This window comes from Nitrosospira briensis (assembly GCF_900115125.1).
In the GTDB taxonomy this organism is placed as follows: domain Bacteria; phylum Pseudomonadota; class Gammaproteobacteria; order Burkholderiales; family Nitrosomonadaceae; genus Nitrosospira; species Nitrosospira briensis_A.
In genome coordinates, this window is sequence record NZ_FOVJ01000003.1 from 96,570 (window position 1) to 113,131 (window position 16,562).

Annotated in this window: 16 protein-coding genes; 13 read left to right on the forward strand and 3 right to left on the reverse strand. The window is 53.0% G+C overall.

The window, feature by feature from the left end:
- Positions 1-615: 615 nt before the first annotated feature.
- Positions 616-1,944: a PEP-CTERM sorting domain-containing protein gene (locus BMZ14_RS08530; RefSeq protein ID WP_256208501.1), complete on the forward strand. Its 1,329-nt coding sequence runs from the start codon at positions 616-618 to the stop codon at positions 1,942-1,944.
- A gap of 169 nt (positions 1,945-2,113) precedes the next feature.
- Here the strand turns inward: BMZ14_RS08530 and BMZ14_RS08535 are convergent, their stop codons facing one another.
- Positions 2,114-3,361 carry a hypothetical protein gene (locus BMZ14_RS08535; protein ID WP_074796740.1) on the reverse strand — a complete coding sequence of 416 codons (1,248 nt, stop codon included), beginning with the start codon at positions 3,359-3,361 and terminating at the stop codon, positions 2,114-2,116.
- 27 nt (positions 3,362-3,388) lie between these two features.
- Entirely contained in the window at positions 3,389-4,936 is a 1,548-nt protein-coding gene (locus tag BMZ14_RS08540; RefSeq protein WP_074796742.1) for an MBOAT family O-acyltransferase, read from the reverse strand.
- A gap of 297 nt (positions 4,937-5,233) precedes the next feature.
- On the opposite strand from BMZ14_RS08540, the gene BMZ14_RS08545 reads away from it, so the two are divergent.
- From BMZ14_RS08545 to BMZ14_RS14820, 12 genes are all read left to right on the forward strand, one after another.
- A complete protein-coding gene (locus tag BMZ14_RS08545; RefSeq protein WP_074797051.1) occupies positions 5,234-6,160 on the forward strand; it encodes a glycosyltransferase family 2 protein in 927 nt (308 codons plus the stop codon).
- 18 nt (positions 6,161-6,178) lie between these two features.
- Complete coding sequence (locus tag BMZ14_RS08550) at positions 6,179-6,901, forward strand: class I SAM-dependent methyltransferase (protein ID WP_074796743.1); 723 nt, start codon at positions 6,179-6,181, stop codon at positions 6,899-6,901.
- A 58-nt stretch (positions 6,902-6,959) separates the two neighbouring features.
- A complete protein-coding gene (locus tag BMZ14_RS08555; RefSeq protein ID WP_177186948.1) occupies positions 6,960-7,373 on the forward strand; it encodes a VOC family protein in 414 nt (137 codons plus the stop codon).
- Between the two features lie 17 nt (positions 7,374-7,390).
- Positions 7,391-9,169: an HAD-IIIC family phosphatase gene (locus BMZ14_RS08560; protein ID WP_143071933.1), complete on the forward strand. Its 1,779-nt coding sequence runs from the start codon at positions 7,391-7,393 to the stop codon at positions 9,167-9,169.
- Between the two features lie 8 nt (positions 9,170-9,177).
- Positions 9,178-9,414, forward strand: a complete 237-nt coding sequence (locus BMZ14_RS08565) for an acyl carrier protein (RefSeq protein WP_074796748.1) — start codon at positions 9,178-9,180, stop codon at positions 9,412-9,414.
- The gene (locus BMZ14_RS08570) at positions 9,411-10,091 is read left to right on the forward strand and encodes an acetyltransferase (protein WP_074796750.1); all 681 of its coding nucleotides are present in this window, start codon (positions 9,411-9,413) and stop codon (positions 10,089-10,091) included. Before BMZ14_RS08565 ends, BMZ14_RS08570 begins: the two co-directional genes overlap by 4 nt.
- Before the next feature lie 12 nt (positions 10,092-10,103).
- The gene (locus tag BMZ14_RS08575; protein WP_074796751.1) at positions 10,104-10,808 is read left to right on the forward strand and encodes a WbqC family protein; all 705 of its coding nucleotides are present in this window, start codon (positions 10,104-10,106) and stop codon (positions 10,806-10,808) included.
- 14 nt (positions 10,809-10,822) lie between these two features.
- Positions 10,823-11,188, forward strand: a complete 366-nt coding sequence (locus tag BMZ14_RS08580; RefSeq protein WP_143071946.1) for an EamA family transporter — start codon at positions 10,823-10,825, stop codon at positions 11,186-11,188.
- Between the two features lie 52 nt (positions 11,189-11,240).
- A complete protein-coding gene (gene rffA, locus BMZ14_RS08585) occupies positions 11,241-12,362 on the forward strand; it encodes a dTDP-4-amino-4,6-dideoxygalactose transaminase (RefSeq protein WP_074796754.1) in 1,122 nt (373 codons plus the stop codon).
- A 63-nt stretch (positions 12,363-12,425) separates the two neighbouring features.
- Positions 12,426-13,643, forward strand: coding sequence for a TIGR04063 family PEP-CTERM/XrtA system glycosyltransferase (locus BMZ14_RS08590; RefSeq protein WP_074796756.1), 1,218 nt, complete (start codon positions 12,426-12,428; stop codon positions 13,641-13,643).
- On the forward strand, positions 13,640-14,761 hold the full coding sequence (locus BMZ14_RS14815; protein WP_256208504.1) for a glycosyltransferase family 4 protein: 1,122 nt from the start codon (positions 13,640-13,642) through the stop codon (positions 14,759-14,761). The genes BMZ14_RS08590 and BMZ14_RS14815 overlap by 4 nt, the downstream gene beginning before the upstream one ends.
- Positions 14,758-16,134: a phenylacetate--CoA ligase family protein gene (locus BMZ14_RS14820; protein WP_074796757.1), complete on the forward strand. Its 1,377-nt coding sequence runs from the start codon at positions 14,758-14,760 to the stop codon at positions 16,132-16,134. Before BMZ14_RS14815 ends, BMZ14_RS14820 begins: the two co-directional genes overlap by 4 nt.
- Positions 16,135-16,215: 81 nt before the next feature.
- Here BMZ14_RS14820 and BMZ14_RS15275 read toward each other — a convergent pair whose 3' ends face one another.
- Complete coding sequence (locus tag BMZ14_RS15275) at positions 16,216-16,437, reverse strand: hypothetical protein (RefSeq protein ID WP_218145000.1); 222 nt, start codon at positions 16,435-16,437, stop codon at positions 16,216-16,218.
- Between the last annotated feature and the right edge of the window lie 125 nt (positions 16,438-16,562).

A 16,562-nucleotide genomic window follows, 5' to 3' on the forward strand; every position in this document is an offset into this window, starting at 1 on the left:
TTAAATAAGTCATGGAGAGACGCTCAGCTGATAACGGCGCCGAAAAATCGAGACTTGTCCAGATGTTCCATAGAACGAGCTTCCGCCTGTTCCGCCTTGTTTGCTAACATATCAACAAAAACTTAACTACTATAAGTCATATGAGGTATTAAGTGAAGTGAAAAACATCTTTACTTTTCAGCGCATTTTCTTGTACGCTTCGTTCTCATATCTTCCCTGGCCTCACAAGAGCCGAGGCCTCAGAGCCGAAGTTCAACATATCACCCAGATCCTCCGGAAAGGTTAATCGAGGATCATGGGTTTGTGTTCGCCGATGTCCCGGGAAAGAAAATGGAGCAATAGTGGCAGCTGAGCTTCAGCCGGCGCCGTCGGGTTTGGTACTAACCGACGACTAAATAAAATAACAATTTTGTTCTTTCTTTCGGGGGGTGGACCATGGGCAGGCTGAGCGTATCAAAAAAACGGCGAGTGAATAAATCGGCATTTTCGAACTCCTTCTTTCTCTTCAGCAGGAGTCGGATCAAGACGGCAGGCCTCACGCTCTCTACATTATTTATCACAAGCTCATTCCCATTCTTTATTGCGCAAGCACATGCGCAAGCCTCATACGAACGGTTGTCATCATTGCTGGCCGCAACGCCGGAGGGCGGGTGGGTCAAGGCAAGTACCAACGCTTTTTCCGATGTCTGGCCAACCGGTGCAGATGCGGTACCGATAAGCACCCAACAGTTTCCAGGTGCGATTGTGAAAGCGTGGAGCTCTTTTGCCTGGGATACAACTCGCGGAAACCTGATACTCTGGGGTGGCGGCCATGCGAATTACGCCGGTAATGAGGTATATGTATGGGATGGGGCCACGGGCGACTGGGGACGGGGCTCGCTGCCAAGCAGGCTGGAAAACGGTTTTGTTGTTGACAGCGCAGCTCCCCAATCTTCCCATACATACGACAACAATTTATATCTTCCCGTTAATGACATGTTCCTTACGTTGGGAGGAGCGTCCTGGCCGACCGGGGGAGGATTTCAGAAGACGGACGGCACGACCATAACGGGTACCGGGCCTTTTCTGTGGGATCCGATCAAGGCAGATCCAAACAAAGTCGGGGGGACTACCGGTTCGGGCTGGAATACTACCGATATCGCCCAGGGTGGAAACATGTGGATTGACCGGGAAGTGCGGAATGAAAGTCACATCAATGGAACAAGCGCCCATAGGATCGAGAACGGCAAAGACGTGGTTTACTTTACTGCCGAGCAAGTCGCATCAGGGTTTCCGACACTTTACCGCTACACCTTGGGAGATGTGAGGAACGGCGGGCAAGATACACGGGAAAAAATTGGAGTTACGTGGAACACGGTCGGAGATCAAAGCGCCGGGACGCTCGACAATACACACAACCTCTACATTAAAACCGCGAGAGTCGTGGGCTCGTACACGTCGGATCTGACGATATGGGATCTGGACAATGCCAACCCGATCAACCCCAACCAAAACCGCGATATCGGAATCAACCTGGTAAATAGTGATGGCAGCGATTTTGTAATGACAAGTTTTTACGGCCTCGATTACGATGAGGCCAATAACAGAATAGTGTTATGGGATGGAAAAGATGGCGGGGGAAAGGTCTGGTACGCGGATGTTCTCACTGATGAAGCCGGCGACATCGGTTCTAACACTACCTGGACCATCCATGAGGTTGACAGCTCCACCGCGGAGCACCCCCATGGCAGTTTCTTCACAGGTGTTCTAGGAAAATGGCATTATGATCCATCACTGGGCGCGTTTGTCGCTTTGGACGAGATTTCCTCGGCTGGCGGAAACAGGTGGAATGCTGACGTCTGGCTGTACAAACCGATGGCAGCCGTTCCGGAACCGCAAACTTATGCGCTTCTCCTGGCAGGGCTCGGCCTGATCGGATGGGCCGCTCGCAGACGTCGCGCCTGAATACCGTTTGTCAAATCAGTACCGCACCGGCCTCGGTGCGGTACTAAACGCATGCCATAATGTGATGCCAGCTCGATTGGCATCGCGCAGGTATAGCATACCGCTCTGCTCATATCCAGATGCAGGCAGATAATCCTCCGGGTTTCAGCTTATCCTGTTTCTTCATTGGCTACGCGCCCGCAACAAGTTCTATTGCCTCTACAAAGAGTGCCGGGTGGCTTTTCATACACCTTGAGCGTTCTTGATAGATGCGCCGCAGATTCAGTATCGTATTCGATTCGTTCAGCTGGAACCCAAATGTATCCGGCTTGTCTTGCTCGACGTTTATCATCTGAAAGGTGTTAGCCGAGTTGGAAAAAACGGACTCCAGCACAATGTCCCCAAGCTCCTTCTTGAAATGCCCTGCTTCCCAATACCAGCGGGTAGCCGTCGTGCGATCTCCTTTTGCGGGAATCTTTTCGCAGTTGTAGTTGCCATAGCCGCTGAAATCAAACAAGGCAATACGTGCGCCAGGATGACGTTGTTTCGCGGCTGATACCTCGCGCACCAACAGATCCTTCCATTTCCAGAATGAAGACCATAGCCTTGTCTCCTCGAAAAGAGCAAGTATTTGGGCGTGATACGGATAGATGATCAATTTCACGTCGCTGCCGGACTTAGCCGCAATATCGAGAATCGCTCGCAAGTGGTCAAAATCAGCAGAAGAAAGCGAGCCTTTCGCCTTCTTGAGATAAGTTTTGGTGTTTTCCTGCGCTCTTTGCCGAAACAGCGGGTAATAACCTTCTCTCCGCATGATCGGACCATATTCGTTCAACGGATTAAACCCTCTGGAAGTCATGATTGCCGCTTCGTTATCATATTGAATGAACAATGTGCGGATTGTGTCCTTTACAGACCCTAGCGAAAAAAGGCTATCAAAACGCCAGAACCAGTGGGTAACCGGATGTCTATCATTGGCGGGATGTTGATGCAATATCGTAGAAGCCGCGTTTTGCGGTGCTTCCATGAAATCCAGAAACTCGACGCCAAGCACGACGACCTTTGGCTTGATCCCGATCTGATGCAGGTATTCTACTTGCCCGCGAGCATTGCTGATGCCAGCCCCAGGGATGGCGAGGTTATAAGCTGACAAACCCTGCCGGACAAATACCGGTGCCTCCGGATCAAAGCCCACTTCGGCGCGGGAGTGACCCAGGATAAGCGCATCCGCCCGCATTTCAACGGCCTGTGTGAGCTTGATCTCGCTTTGATGCCGTGTTAACCCGGGCTTGATGAGATTGAATCCGGGGCGAGTCACGACGCGGTACTGATCATAAGGGTCCACGATTACGACCAGGGCCACGACGAGCGCGATTCCAGTCAAAGTGGAAATCGTAAACCAGCGCATAAAACGCGAGGGCTCGAGCGGTTTCGTCATGGTCGCATCACGCAGCCCGTGCGTATATCAGAACTGGAAGTAAAGAAATTCATTTGGACGATTCAACGACAGCAAACTGATTACTGTCAGAGAACCGAGGAAAACAGCCCACAGGCGCGATGGCATCCAGGTCAGCCTATACGCCATTCCCCTTTTTGGCGTCTGCGCAGCGGGGTTGAAATCAAGCGCCGGGTCAAAGCGGTGAACAAGCTCTTGTGTATTGGGCAGTAAAAAAGCAATCGCTGCAGCAAATGCAATCCACCCCCACGTTTCTACAAAATGCAAGCCCCCGCCCAAGTAAAAGTTCACGCCCAGGTTCTGAAGCGCCGGTACCAGTATTGCGATCCGATTACCGATGGCATCGGGCAATCCAATACCGAAGCCGCCGGTCATGCCTCGAACGATTTCCCATGAAGTGGCAAGGTCCGGCGAGCGGAAAAATACCCATGCGAAGCACACTGCAACAAAGGTTGTTGCAGTGGCGGTCAACTTCCAAACTGCCGACTCCGAGGGAAAGCCCAGGCGTTTCGATATGACAGCCCATGCATGGTGAATCACCAGATAGCAACCATGCAGCCCGCCCCAAATGATAAAATTCCAGCCAGCCCCGTGCCACATTCCGCCCAACAGCATAACAGACATCAGATTGCGGTAGCGTTTAAACAGGCCGGTCCGGTTCCCACCCAGCGGAAAATACAGATAGTCACGAAGAAAGCGAGACAGGGTCATATGCCATCTTCGCCAGAACTCGCTGATGTTTTCCGCTTTATATGGAGAATTGAAATTAAGAGGAAGCCGGACCCCAAACAAACGAGACAAGCCGATGGCCATATCCGAATAAGCTGAAAAATCAAAATAAAGCTGAAAACTGTAAGCAAGAACGCCACCCCAGGCGATAAACAGCGAGGGCGAATCCGGACTTTCGAACAACGGGCTTGCGTAAGGAGACAGGTTATCTGCAATCAATACTTTCTTGGCGAGGCCAAAGGAGAATATAGTGACGCCGACAGCAAAATTGGTTGCCGAGAGCCTGTACATCCGCCCATCGGCGAATTGGGGCATCATTTCCTTGTGATGGAGAATGGGACCTGCGATGAGATGTGGAAAATAAGTAACGAATAAAAGGTAATGAACAAACTGGTATTCGCGCACCTTGTCCTGGTACGTATCGACGAGGAAAGCGATTTGCGTGAAAGTATAAAATGATATGCCGATTGGCAGAATGATATCCAGGCTGGAAAAGTCTTCATTACTGATGAAGCTCGCTGTATCCAGGAAGAAATTGGCGTACTTGAAATAGGCGAGGAGACTTAAATTGGCGGCTATGGCCAGGACCAGCCAGCGCTTCCGGGAAGGTTCGGCTGCGTGCGAAATATGCAGCCCGCTCCAGTAATTGAATGCTATTGAAGCGAGCAGCAGTGGAACGTAGCGATAATCCCAGTACCCATAAAAAAACAGAGACGCGAAAGCAAGCCATCCCGATGCCCATGTGTGGTTCCTGCGACCTAGCCAGAAAAAACCTCCAAGCACGACTGGCAGATAGGCAAAAAGGAAAATAAAGGAATTAAACAGCATGCTCGGGTAAAACCTGACAGAGGGGACGATTGCGACAGGGAGGCATTATAAAATGCAAAAATACTTTCGTAACCGCTTAATCACTATCGGGCGATACTCGTCTGGCTCTTGCCCAGCAGATCAGGCCCCATCCCGACCGGGGCCATCAATTGAAAGGCGATGTTCGATCATTTCGAATACTTTATTTTTTCTCGGGCCATGGAGAGTTGCACCAGGCCAGCCATAATTTGTGGAAATTGAGAATAGAATATGGCAGAGTCGGCCAATAAGATAATGAAGGAATCCAAGGCTAACAATATGCCCCCCGAAATCAGCATTGTCTCAACAATGTATCGATCGCAATCCTTTCTTGAGCGGTTTCTTGCGGAGTGCCTTCAGGCTGTGTCAGAAATAGAATGTAATGACTTCGAGATATTACTGATCAATGACGGGTCGCCAGATAACTCCCTGGCTTATGCGCTCACCCGTAGATCCGATATTCCTCAACTGGCGGTGGTCGATCTTTCGCGCAACTTTGGCCATCACCACGCTATTCAGGCGGGATTGCGACATGCCCGCGGGAATCTGGTTTTCCTCATCGATTGCGACCTTGAGGTCTCACCGCTTGTACTGACGGATTTTTACCGCAAGCTCCGCGAATCGGATTGCGATATGGTTTTTGGTTACCAGGAAGCGCGGAAGGGGGGCTGGTTCGAGCAGATCACCGGTAATTTGTTCTGGAAAGGGTTCAATTTTCTCAGCGACATCAAGATTCCTGAAAATATCATTACCGAACGGATCATGACTCGCCGTTTTGTCGAAGCACTACTGCAAATGGGCGATCGTAATCTGTTCCTCGGAGGCATGATGAGCTGGACCGGGTTCCACCAGATCGGCTTGCCTGTAATCAAGAAACAAAGGGGTGGACAAAGTACATATACGATCGCGCGACGCATTGGCGTGATGGTCAACGCAGTCAGTTCGTTCTCGGCTCAACCGCTGATCTGGTTGTTCAACACCGGGGTTACCATTACACTGCTAAGCTTCCTGCTGGCTTTTTATCTTGTGCTGCGAAAACTGCTTTTTGACGACGCCCTGATAGGTTTCACTTCCGTAATGACTGTGATGACGCTCAGTCTTGGTATCATGACGACGGCAATAGGCCTTGTCGGCATTTATCTCGGCAAGGTATTTAATCAGGTGCAGAACAGGCCTACGTATATAGTGAAAGATATCTATCGCTGACGATAAAAGAAGGTTTCCATGAGCCTGGAAGATGAGCAGGATCCAACCGCCTACGATCGCACTTATGTCCTGGACAATCGCCTGACCCTCCAGTGGTATCCCGAAAGAGTTGCGGCCATGGCGCAAGCTGGCAGCATGCTGGAGCTGGGCTTGGGGCATGGATACTCCACAGAATATTTCGCGAAGACCTTTCAGCGCTACCGGGTCATTGAAGGATCCCGGGAGATGATTGACCGCTTCAAGGAGCATTTTGCAATCGAGGGCATGGATATCGTTCAGGGCCATTTCGAGGATTTCGAGACGGACGAGCGGTTTGATGCGATTGGCATGGGGTTTGTTCTTGAGCATGTGGATGATCCTGCCGCGATTATCCGCCGCTACGCCCGGTTTCTTTCTCCCGGGGGATCCATTTATATTGCCGTCCCGAACGCCGAATCCTTGCATCGGCGGCTGGGCAATGCGGCCGGCCTGCTTCCCGACATCGGCGCCTTGAGTCCAGCTGATCTGGAGTTTGGTCACAAGCGCTATTTCACCCTGGAATCGCTGACTGCGATGGTTGAAAACGAGGCATTGGAAATACGCAAGGTTGAAGGCCTCTTGCTCAAGCCGATCACGACGCAGCAGATGATCGATTTGAATCTTAGCGAAGCAATTTTACAGGCCATGCTTAAAGTAGGTGTCGACTATCCCGAGCTGTGCAATTCCTTGTTGATCCAGGCGAGCAGGTCAGCGCAGCAATGACGGGTGGATTCCATAAGAAGAAACCCGGCTGGGCTCGCGGTCCCAAATGCAGTTTTCCATGCAAGCGTTCGCTCTTCGTTTCCATCACTTTGGCCTAGCCAGCAGGCGGCCGGAGCAGACGCTGAATTTTCTCAGGGGCCTGGGCCATGAAGTGATCAGGCAGGTCTATGATCCACTGCAAAACGTGAACCTATGGTTGTGCCCCCATGCTTCCATGCCTACTGTGGAGTTGGTCGCTCCAGCACAGGGGCCGGGTCCCCTCGATGCAATCCTTACCACATCGAGCGAAAGCATCTACCATCTCTGTTATGAAACCGAGAATCTCAAGGCCAGCCTTGAAGCCTTGAAGGAAGGCGGGTTTCGCGTCATCTGCGTGTCATCCCCAAAGCCTGCAATCCTTTTCGGCAACAGACAGGTCAGTTTCTATATGGTCAAGGATTTTGGCATAATTGAATTGTTGGAATCCAGTTGACCTGTCGCCAGAGAAAAGTGCTTACAGCCGTTCCCTCATTCTCCAAGGATCTTCCCCCCACGCTATCGGATCTCATCAGCGCTTCCGATACCTTGCACGCGGCAATGCCACCCGCCGCCCCGACGTATCGCTTCGGCTTCCTGCGCAATATAACGCTGGAAGGGATTGAGCCTTATCTGCGGTACCACATGTTGAGGATGGGGCTTCGCCCCGATCTGATCTTCGGAGGTTACGGATCCATGCGCCAGGATCTGATGTTACCCGACTCGCCGCTGGTCAAGCACTGCCCCGACATTCTGGTAACGGCATTGATGCTTGAGGAGCTGGATCCGCGCTATGGTTTTCCCGGGTGGAACTCGGCACATTCACGGGAGGAACTCAATAGTATTTTTGACGCCCTCTCGGCAAGCGACGCCCCTACCATCAGTCTCAATACGTTCATCGTTCCCTTTCACCCCGAGACGGGCGCATTGATCGCGGCTCCCGACGCCGCCGGCGAGGTAGCCAGGCTCAATGAATTTGTGCGGGCGTTTGTCCGCGAGCACAGTCCCCGCTTCTGCCTCATGGACTGGGACCGGCTCGCACATCGTATTGGCGAGGCCGAGGCCATGGACTACCGGTACTGGTATATTTCCAAGGCTCCTTTCAAGCGATCCTTTCTCGATGCCCTGGCGCGGGAGTTGATGAAGGTTGTGCTTGCCCTCAAGGGGCATGGCAAGAAATGCCTGGTTCTGGATTGCGATAATACTTTATGGGGCGGCATCGTCGGGGAGGATGGCATTGAAGGTATCCATCTGGATGCCCATGATTATCCTGGCCGGGCATATTACGATTTCCAGAAGACCGTCCTGCAATTGGCCGAGCGTGGCGTGCTGGTGACACTCTGTTCCAAAAACAACGAACAGGATGTGCTCGACGTCCTGGACAAACATCCGTGGAGCCTGCTCAAACGCGACCATCTGTCCGGCTTCCGCATCAACTGGGAAGACAAGGCCGCCAACCTGGCCGAGCTGGCAAAGGAGCTGAACATCGGCCTCGATGCTTTTGTATTCGTGGATGATAACCCGCGAGAGCTGGAATTGATAAGGCAGGTGCTACCGCAAGTGACGATCTTGCAGGTTCCGGACAGGCTCTATGAATACCCAGCGTTGCTACGGCGCGACGGCCTCTTTGATAGGCTGATAACCAGCCAGGAGGATAAGCTGCGCACCAGTCTCTATCAAACCGAGGGTAAGCGTAAAGCGGAACTTAATCAACATCCGGACCTGGAAAGCTACCTTTCGTCGCTGGGATTGACGGCGGCGATTCACCTTGCAACGGACGGGGAAGCCATGCGTGTTGTACAGCTGACGCAGAAAACGAATCAGTTCAACCTGACGACGCGGCGCTATTCCGACCACGACGTCGCGAAGTTTCGCGCTTCCGCTGACGCTTGCGTCTATACTTTGTCTGCCAGCGACCGTTTTGGCTCTCTCGGCCTGGTAGGCGTATTTATCGCCGCGCGGCGGCAGGACGCGGCGGTGGTAGATTCCCTTTTGATGAGCTGCAGGGCGCTGGGCCGCCGTCTCGAGTTTGCCTTCGTCCTGGAGTGCATGCGGCGCATCGTTGCGGATTGGGGAATCCTGAGCTGGGAGGCAGAATATCTGTCTACAGCCAAAAACAGTCAAGCGGCCGATTTCTGGAATACCCTTGGTTTTGCGTTGCTGGAACAAACGGAAGGCCGCCGGCGCTATGGGTTGCCGGCCTCCATGCCGAAAATGGATTTACCCGGCTTTATCCATATTGAAAGAGAGTAGGCAGCGCCATGTCCGATATAGAGAATCGTACCCGTGACGTTATGATGAAAGTCCTGCAAATCTCACCACAAGATATCTCACCAGACATTTCACGCAAAAATCGTCCCGCCTGGGATTCACTCAAGCACATGAACCTGATGCTGGCGCTGGAGGATGAGTTTGGCATCGAGTTCAGTGACAAGGAAATAGTCGAACTGAACAGCCTGCATTTTTTAGTGGACGCCTTGCGGACCAAGCGTTCATGAATGACCAGTCTGATAGACCTTTGGTCATTTTCGGCGTGGGAGAAATGGCCGAGTTGGCCTGCTATTACTTTACGCACGACAGCCCTCGCAGGGTCGCCGCCTTCACCGTCGATGGCTCTCATCTCGAGGAAGACCGATGTATGGGCCTGCCGGTATTTGCCTTCGAGGAGATAGACGCACACTGCGGCCCTGAGGAATACGATATGTTCGTGGCCGTGGGCTATGCCCGCCTGAACAAGGCCAGAGCCCAAAAATGCCTGGAAGCCAGATCGCGCGGCTATCGCCTGGCGTCATATGTCAGCAGTCGCAGCGTGACCTGGCCAGACCTGTCCATCGGTGAGAACTGTTTCATCATGGAGGGAAACATAATTCAGCCATTCGTGCGGATAGGCAACAATGTTATCATCTGGTGCGGCAGCCTCATCAGTCATCACGTCGAGATTGACGATAATTGCTTCATCGCTGCCCATGCAGTCATATCGGGTAATGTAAAGATAGGTGCGCATAGCTTCATCGGCGTAAACGCGACGCTGCGCGACAAGATCACATTGGGGGAGCGCACACTGATCGGCGCAGGTGCTCTGGTTGCCGCCAGCACCGAGGAGAATACCGCCTATCTTGCCGCAATCAGCCCCGAGGCAGGCATCCCCAGCCACCGGCTGCAATCGTTGCTCTGACAGATCCTATCAATGCAAGCCAGGCACAACAAGGTTGCCATCCTGCAATCCAACTATATCCCCTGGAAGGGTTACTTCGATCTCATCCATGACGTTGACCTCTTCATTTTTTATGACGATGTCCAATATACGCATTCGGATTGGCGCCACCGGAACAAATTGATGACCAAGGACGGTCCCCGGTGGTTATCGATCCCCGCGGGCCACGACTTGAAGCGCTTGATATGCGAGGTGGAAATCCCGGATCAAAGGTGGAAGCGGCAGCATAGAAGCACGATTGAACAGAGTTACCGGCACGCGCCCTTCTTCCGGAAATCGCAATCCCTGCTGGATTTCCTGTATGAGAACGACATAACAAATCTTTCCGATTACAATCAGCGCGCAATAAAGCATCTCTCCGGTATTCTCGGCATTCATACCCGGTTTGCCGATAGCCGGCTTCTCGAAGTCGAGGGCGGGAAAACCGAGAGGTTAATAGGCATTCTTGAGAAGGTGGGCGCCACTCAATACATCAGCGGGCCGTCAGCCCGGGACTATATTGAAGAACCCATGTTTGCCGAGGCCGGCATTGAACTGGTGTATAAGGAATACCCCGCTTATCCAGCTTATCCACAATGCTTTTCCCCATTCTCCCCTTTTGTCACCGTGCTGGATTTGCTATTGAATGTGGGACCGGAAGCACCTTCTTACATCTGGGGACGGCGCGAACAAGAATGAAGGAACGATTCGACATGGCAGGACATATTTATATCCTGCTGACCCTGCTATTCACCGTGTATGGCCAACTGGTGCTGAAATGGCAGATGGGGCAGGCGCCCGCCATGCCGGACAGAGGATTGGACAAACTGCTGTTTCTTCTCCAGCAGTTTTTTAACCCATGGATCATGTCGGGTTTTTTTTCGGCCTTCCTTGCCTCTCTCGCCTGGATGGCGGCCATGACACGCTTCGAACTCAATTACGCTTATCCTTTCATGAGCCTCGCGTTTATCATCGTCATGTTTTTCTCCGTGCTTTTCCTGAACGAGTCCTTGACGCCGCAGAGTATTCTGGGGACAGTGATGGTGGTGTCGGGTTTGATAGTCATTTCCCGCGCTTAACACCTTGACACATGCTTTTGTCCATAAATCCAATTCAGGCGCAATCTCAGCCGTGATCCCTTTCAATAAACCCTACATGACCGGAAAAGAGCTATGGTACGTCAGCCAGGCTCACGCAAGTGGACAACTCGCGGGCGATGGAATTTTTACCAAAAAATGCAATGCCTGGCTGGAACAGCGCATAGGCTGCGAAAAAGCATTGCTGACGCATTCCTGCACGGCGGCGCTGGAGATGGCGGCCATTCTGGCCGACATCCAGCCCGGCGACGAGATCATCATGCCCTCCTATACGTTTGTCTCAACCGCAAACGCCTTTGCATTGAGGGGAGGGGTGCCGGTATTCGTTGACATTCGATCTGACACGTTCAATATCGACGAGGTTCTGATCGAGGCGGCTATCACGCCGAAAACGCGGGCGATTGTGGCAGTTCACTATGCCGGGGTGGGCTGCGAGATGGATGTCATTATGTCAATCGCGGAAAAGTACGGCTTGCTGGTGATCGAAGACGCGGCGCAGGGCATCATGTCCAGCTACAAAGGGAGGCCGCTGGGGAGTATAGGGCATCTCGCCGCACTGAGTTTTCACGAGACCAAGAACATCATTTCGGGGGAGGGCGGTGCGCTGTTGGTGAATGATCCCTGTTTTGCGGAGAAAGCGGAAATAATCAGGGAAAAGGGCACTAATCGAACTCTTTTTTTCCGCGGCCAGGTGGATAAGTATACCTGGGTGGATTTTGGTTCATCCTATCTTCCCAGTGAGCTCATCGCCGCTTTTCTGTGGGCTCAGATGGAGGAAGCGGACGCAATTACTCGACGCCGGCTTGATATCTGGGATGTATATCATGACAATTTCGAGGCGCAGGAGATGGAGGGAAAAATCCGCCGCCCCATTGTTCCGTTCGACTGCACTCATAACGCGCATATGTATTACCTGCTATTACCGGATCTGAACAAACGTACGTCCTTTATCGATGCACTCAGGAAGAAGGGAATAGGGACAGTGTTTCACTACGTGCCGCTTGACAGTTCCCCCATGGGTGAAAAGTGCGGCCGCAAGTCCGGAGCGTTAACCCACACCCAGTTCCTCAGCGATCGATTGGTGAGGCTGCCGCTGTGGCTTGGATTGGAAGAGTTCCAGAGCGAAGTCATCCGCCAAGTCATTGCGGAGTTATGAAAAAAATGACTGCTCCCGGTGTGTACGCCTTGAGTAAAAGTTGAAAACGCAGCGGAAAAATTGATGCGCATCCTGCATATCCTTGACCATTCCATTCCGCTTCACAGCGGCTATACATTCCGGACGCTCTCCATTCTCCGGGAACAGCGTACCCTGGGTTGGGAAACTTATCACCTGACCGGATCGAAACAGGGAAATTGCAGCATTCCGGAAGAGGATGTCGAGGGGTGGCATTTTTATCGCACCCCGGCCGCTGCAAATTCGATTTCGCGATTGCCCGTCCTGAACCAGGTTTCCGTCATTCATGGCTTGACGGCCCGTTTAAGCAAGGTGGCGGAAATTGTCAAGCCGGATATCCTGCACGCCCATTCCCCGGCCCTGAACGCCATACCTGCCCTGAGCGTGGGCAGGCGTCTGGGTATTCCGGTCGTCTATGAAGTCAGGGCGTTCTGGGAAGACGCAGCGGTAGACCATGGGACCAGTCGCGAATGGGGGCTCAGGTATCGACTTACCCGGTCACTGGAGAGCTATGCACTGAAGCGGGTTGATGCCGTCACCACAATTTGCGAAGGACTACGCAGTGATATTCTTGCGCGGGGCATCGCGCCGGAAAAGGTGACGGTCATTCCCAATGCAGTCAATATCGAGAATTTCAGCGCAGGCAAAAGCCGTGATTCGCAACTCGCTCAAGACCTGGGGGTCGAGGGCAAGCCGTTGTTGGGCTTTATTGGTTCTTTTTATGCTTATGAAGGCTTGGGTATTCTGTTGAAGGCATTACCGGAAATGCTGTCCGCCAATCCTGATATCCGCGTCATGCTGGTCGGGGGCGGTCCGCAAGAAAAAGAATTAAAAGCTATCGCTGCGCAGCTTGGCCTGGAAGACAAGGTGATTTTCGTCGGCCGGGTTCCTCATGAGCAGGTCCAGCGTTATTACAATCTGATCGATATCCTTGTTTATCCGAGACTGCAGATGCGGCTTACCGATCTGGTAACGCCGTTGAAGCCGCTCGAAGCCATGGCGCAAGGCAGGCTTGTTATGGCTTCGGATGTCGGTGGCCATCGGGAACTCATCGAGGACAGGAAAACCGGCGTCCTTTTCGCTGCCGGCGATTCGGCTGCGCTCGCTTCCAAGGTGTTGAATCTTTTCTCCAGTCCCGAACTGTGGCCTGGCCTCCGCCTGGCGGCCAGGAGTTTTGTGGAAACACAACGTAATTGGCCCGTCAGTGTGGCACGGTATCAGGATATTTACGGCTCGCTCGTCTCGAAGGCGTCAGGGCCGTGAAGCCGGCGGGATTGCGCATCGGACTGGTTGGACCTTTACCCCCCCCTTCCGGTGGAATGGCCAACCAGACACTGCAATTGGCCAGATTATTGCGTGGGGAAGACGCCGTGGTTGAACTGATTCAGGTCAATCGCCCCTATCGCCCGGGCTGGATTGGAAGAATCAAGGGAATAAGAGCGGGATTTCGGTTGCTGCCGTATCTTGGCCACCTCTGGTTTTCCGCGAACAGGGTTCAGTTATTTCATGTAATGGCGAATTCGGGCTGGTCTTGGCACCTCTTTGCGGCCCCGGCCATCTGGATAGCCCGCATCAAAGGGAAACCGGTCATCATCAATTACCGGGGGGGCGAAGCAGACAATTTTTTCGACAAAGCTTTTTTCTGGGTAAAACCCTCCCTGCATCGGGCAAATGCAATCATCGTTCCTTCCGGCTTTCTTGAAGCGGTATTTGGAAAACGGGGTTTTTCAACCGACATCGTGCCCAATATCATTGATCTGAGCCGGTTCGGCGCGGAAATCCACCCTGCATCTTCCACAGCAGAAGCAGGGTTTCCCCATATCATCGTTACCCGCAACCTGGAGCCGATTTACGACAACGCTACCGCCCTGCGTGCATTCAGCATTGTGAAACGGGTGCTTCCCACGGCAAAACTTACCTTGGCCGGGTCAGGTCCCGAGGGGGAAGCGCTGGAGGCGCTCGCATGCCGGCTTGGGCTGGCGGACGCGGTTACCTTTACAGGTCGACTGGATAACGAAGGCATGGCGGCTGTCTACCGCAGCGCCGATGTCATGATCAACCCCAGCTTGGTGGACAATATGCCCATCTCGGTCCTTGAAGCCCTGGCCAGCGGCATCCCGGTTGTGAGTACTAACGTGGGCGGGGTTCCCTATCTGGTAGAACATGAAAAAACAGCCTTGCTTGTTCCGGCGCAAGACCCGGAAGCCATGGCCGAAGCGGTCCTTTCATTACTCAACGATCCCTTGAAAACGAAGCAGATGACCCAGGCAGGCCTTGAGTCTGTACAGCAGTACGCGTGGCCCAACGTGCGTGATTCCTTGTTTCGCGTTTATGGAAACGTCCTGGAAAATTCAAACAGATCCATGGCGTGCGTCAAGTGAACGCAAGCCCGGGCAGAAAAAAAGATTTTTATACCTCGCTCATATCAGGTCTTTTCTTTCCGGTTCACGAGCGCATCAAGCACCATCACAGCGTTGCTGTCCGTAAAGAGATGGAGGCGTCCCAATGGTGGGACCGGAAACATCTGGAAGCGCTCCAGCTTTCCAAACTGCAGCGCTTGCTTGCCAAGGTCCAGGCAAACGTCCCCTACTACCGCAGACTCTTCGCAGAGATTGGCTTCGAGGCATCAAATATACGCTGTCTTGCCGATCTGGCCTGTTTGCCCCTTCTGGACAAACCGGCGATCCGCGCCAATACCGATGAAATGAAATCCGAACTTTGCCGGGACCTTGCCCGGTTTAACACCGGCGGTTCCAGCGGAGAACCGTTGATTTTCTACATCAGCAAGGAACGAATCAGTCACGATGTGGCCGCGAAATGGCGCGCCACACGCTGGTGGGATGTGGATATCGGAGATGAAGAAATAGTGGTGTGGGGCTCACCAATCGAACTTGGTGCCCAGGATAGCCTCCGCGTCTTTCGTGATCGACTGCTCAGGACCAAACTGCTCCCCGCCTTTGAAATGTCGCAACAAAAACTCGACCAGTTCCTGGACGAAATAGAGGGAATGCGTCCCAAAATGCTTTTCGGTTACCCTTCTTCCCTGTCGCACATTGCCCGCCATGCCCAGACAAGGGGGCGGCGTATGGATGATCTGGGAATCCGGGTCGCGTTTGTTACCTCGGAGCGTCTTTATGCCGAACAGCGCCAGCAGATCAGCACAACGTTCGGTTGTCCGGTAGCGAACGGCTATGGAGGCCGCGATGCAGGCTTTATCGCCCACGAATGTCCTCAAGGCGGCATGCACATCACCGCCGAGGATATTATTGTAGAAATTGTGGATCAGCAAGGCACGCCATTGCCCTACGGGGAGGCCGGAGAGATTATCGTCACCCATCTGGCCACGGGCGATTTTCCCTTCATCCGCTATCGTACCGGCGATATAGGCGTACTGGACAGCAAGCTCTGCGTTTGCGGACGCGGCCTTCCCCTGCTTAGGGAAATTCAGGGCCGCAGCACCGATTTCCTTGTCGCGCAGGATGGTACTGTCATGCATGGCCTGGCCCTGATCTATATCCTGCGCGAGCTCCCCCAGATACGCAACTTCAAGATCATCCAGGAAGATTTGAATCTGACGCGTGTATGGGTGGTTACGGATGAGAGGCTAGAGGTCGGGCTGTCCAGTAAAATCGAGGAGGGGTTCAAGGCCAGGCTGGGTCGGGGCGTGGAAATCGTTGTCGAAGAGGTGAATGAAATTCCGCTGGAAAAATCGGGCAAGTTTCGCTACGTGGTAAGCAAGGTTGCAACGGTTTAATTGAAAGAGCCGCGGTTGCAACGTCTTATTGCTTAATTGCATCGTTTCCTGCAGTGGCTGCCATCGAATCAGGTGAGCAATCTATAACCGTATCACGCTGTCGGAAACTATATGCAAGTGCAATAAAGGACGCTGGAGCGTACTGGCCAGCATGGGGCGTGCAGACCTGTCGCTGAAGTCTACGATCATTGCATTGATTATCTTGTTGCCCCTGACATTGATTGGCGCGCAATATGGGGTAATCAGCCTTGTATCGGCCTTGATGACGACCGAACTGATTGTCGCATTTTCAACTGTCCGCATGAGCAAGGCTGTTCTGGAAACGTCTTTCACAAAAATCGCGCTAAGCTTTCCCAGCCATTTGTTTCGTCCGCTGTCATGGCTGCCTGCCTGCTAAGCGCGAGGGCCGTATTTGTCGGCGAGGATAG

Bases quoted from the DNA above. Each gene is read 5' to 3' on its own strand.
- BMZ14_RS08535 (WP_074796740.1), bottom strand. From the start codon at position 3,361: ATGACGAAACCGCTCGAGCCCTCGCGTTTTATGCGCTGGTTTACGATT.
- BMZ14_RS08540 (WP_074796742.1), bottom strand. From the start codon at position 4,936: ATGCTGTTTAATTCCTTTATTTTCCTTTTTGCCTATCTGCCAGTCGTG.
- BMZ14_RS08545 (WP_074797051.1), top strand. From the start codon at position 5,234: ATGCCCCCCGAAATCAGCATTGTCTCAACAATGTATCGATCGCAATCC.
- BMZ14_RS08550 (WP_074796743.1), top strand. From the start codon at position 6,179: ATGAGCCTGGAAGATGAGCAGGATCCAACCGCCTACGATCGCACTTAT.
- BMZ14_RS08555 (WP_177186948.1), top strand. From the start codon at position 6,960: ATGCAAGCGTTCGCTCTTCGTTTCCATCACTTTGGCCTAGCCAGCAGG.
- BMZ14_RS08565 (WP_074796748.1), top strand. From the start codon at position 9,178: ATGTCCGATATAGAGAATCGTACCCGTGACGTTATGATGAAAGTCCTG.
- BMZ14_RS08570 (WP_074796750.1), top strand. From the start codon at position 9,411: ATGAATGACCAGTCTGATAGACCTTTGGTCATTTTCGGCGTGGGAGAA.
- BMZ14_RS08575 (WP_074796751.1), top strand. From the start codon at position 10,104: ATGCAAGCCAGGCACAACAAGGTTGCCATCCTGCAATCCAACTATATC.
- BMZ14_RS08580 (WP_143071946.1), top strand. From the start codon at position 10,823: ATGGCAGGACATATTTATATCCTGCTGACCCTGCTATTCACCGTGTAT.
- BMZ14_RS08590 (WP_074796756.1), top strand. From the start codon at position 12,426: ATGCGCATCCTGCATATCCTTGACCATTCCATTCCGCTTCACAGCGGC.
- BMZ14_RS15275 (WP_218145000.1), bottom strand. From the start codon at position 16,437: ATGCGGACAGTTGAAAATGCGACAATCAGTTCGGTCGTCATCAAGGCC.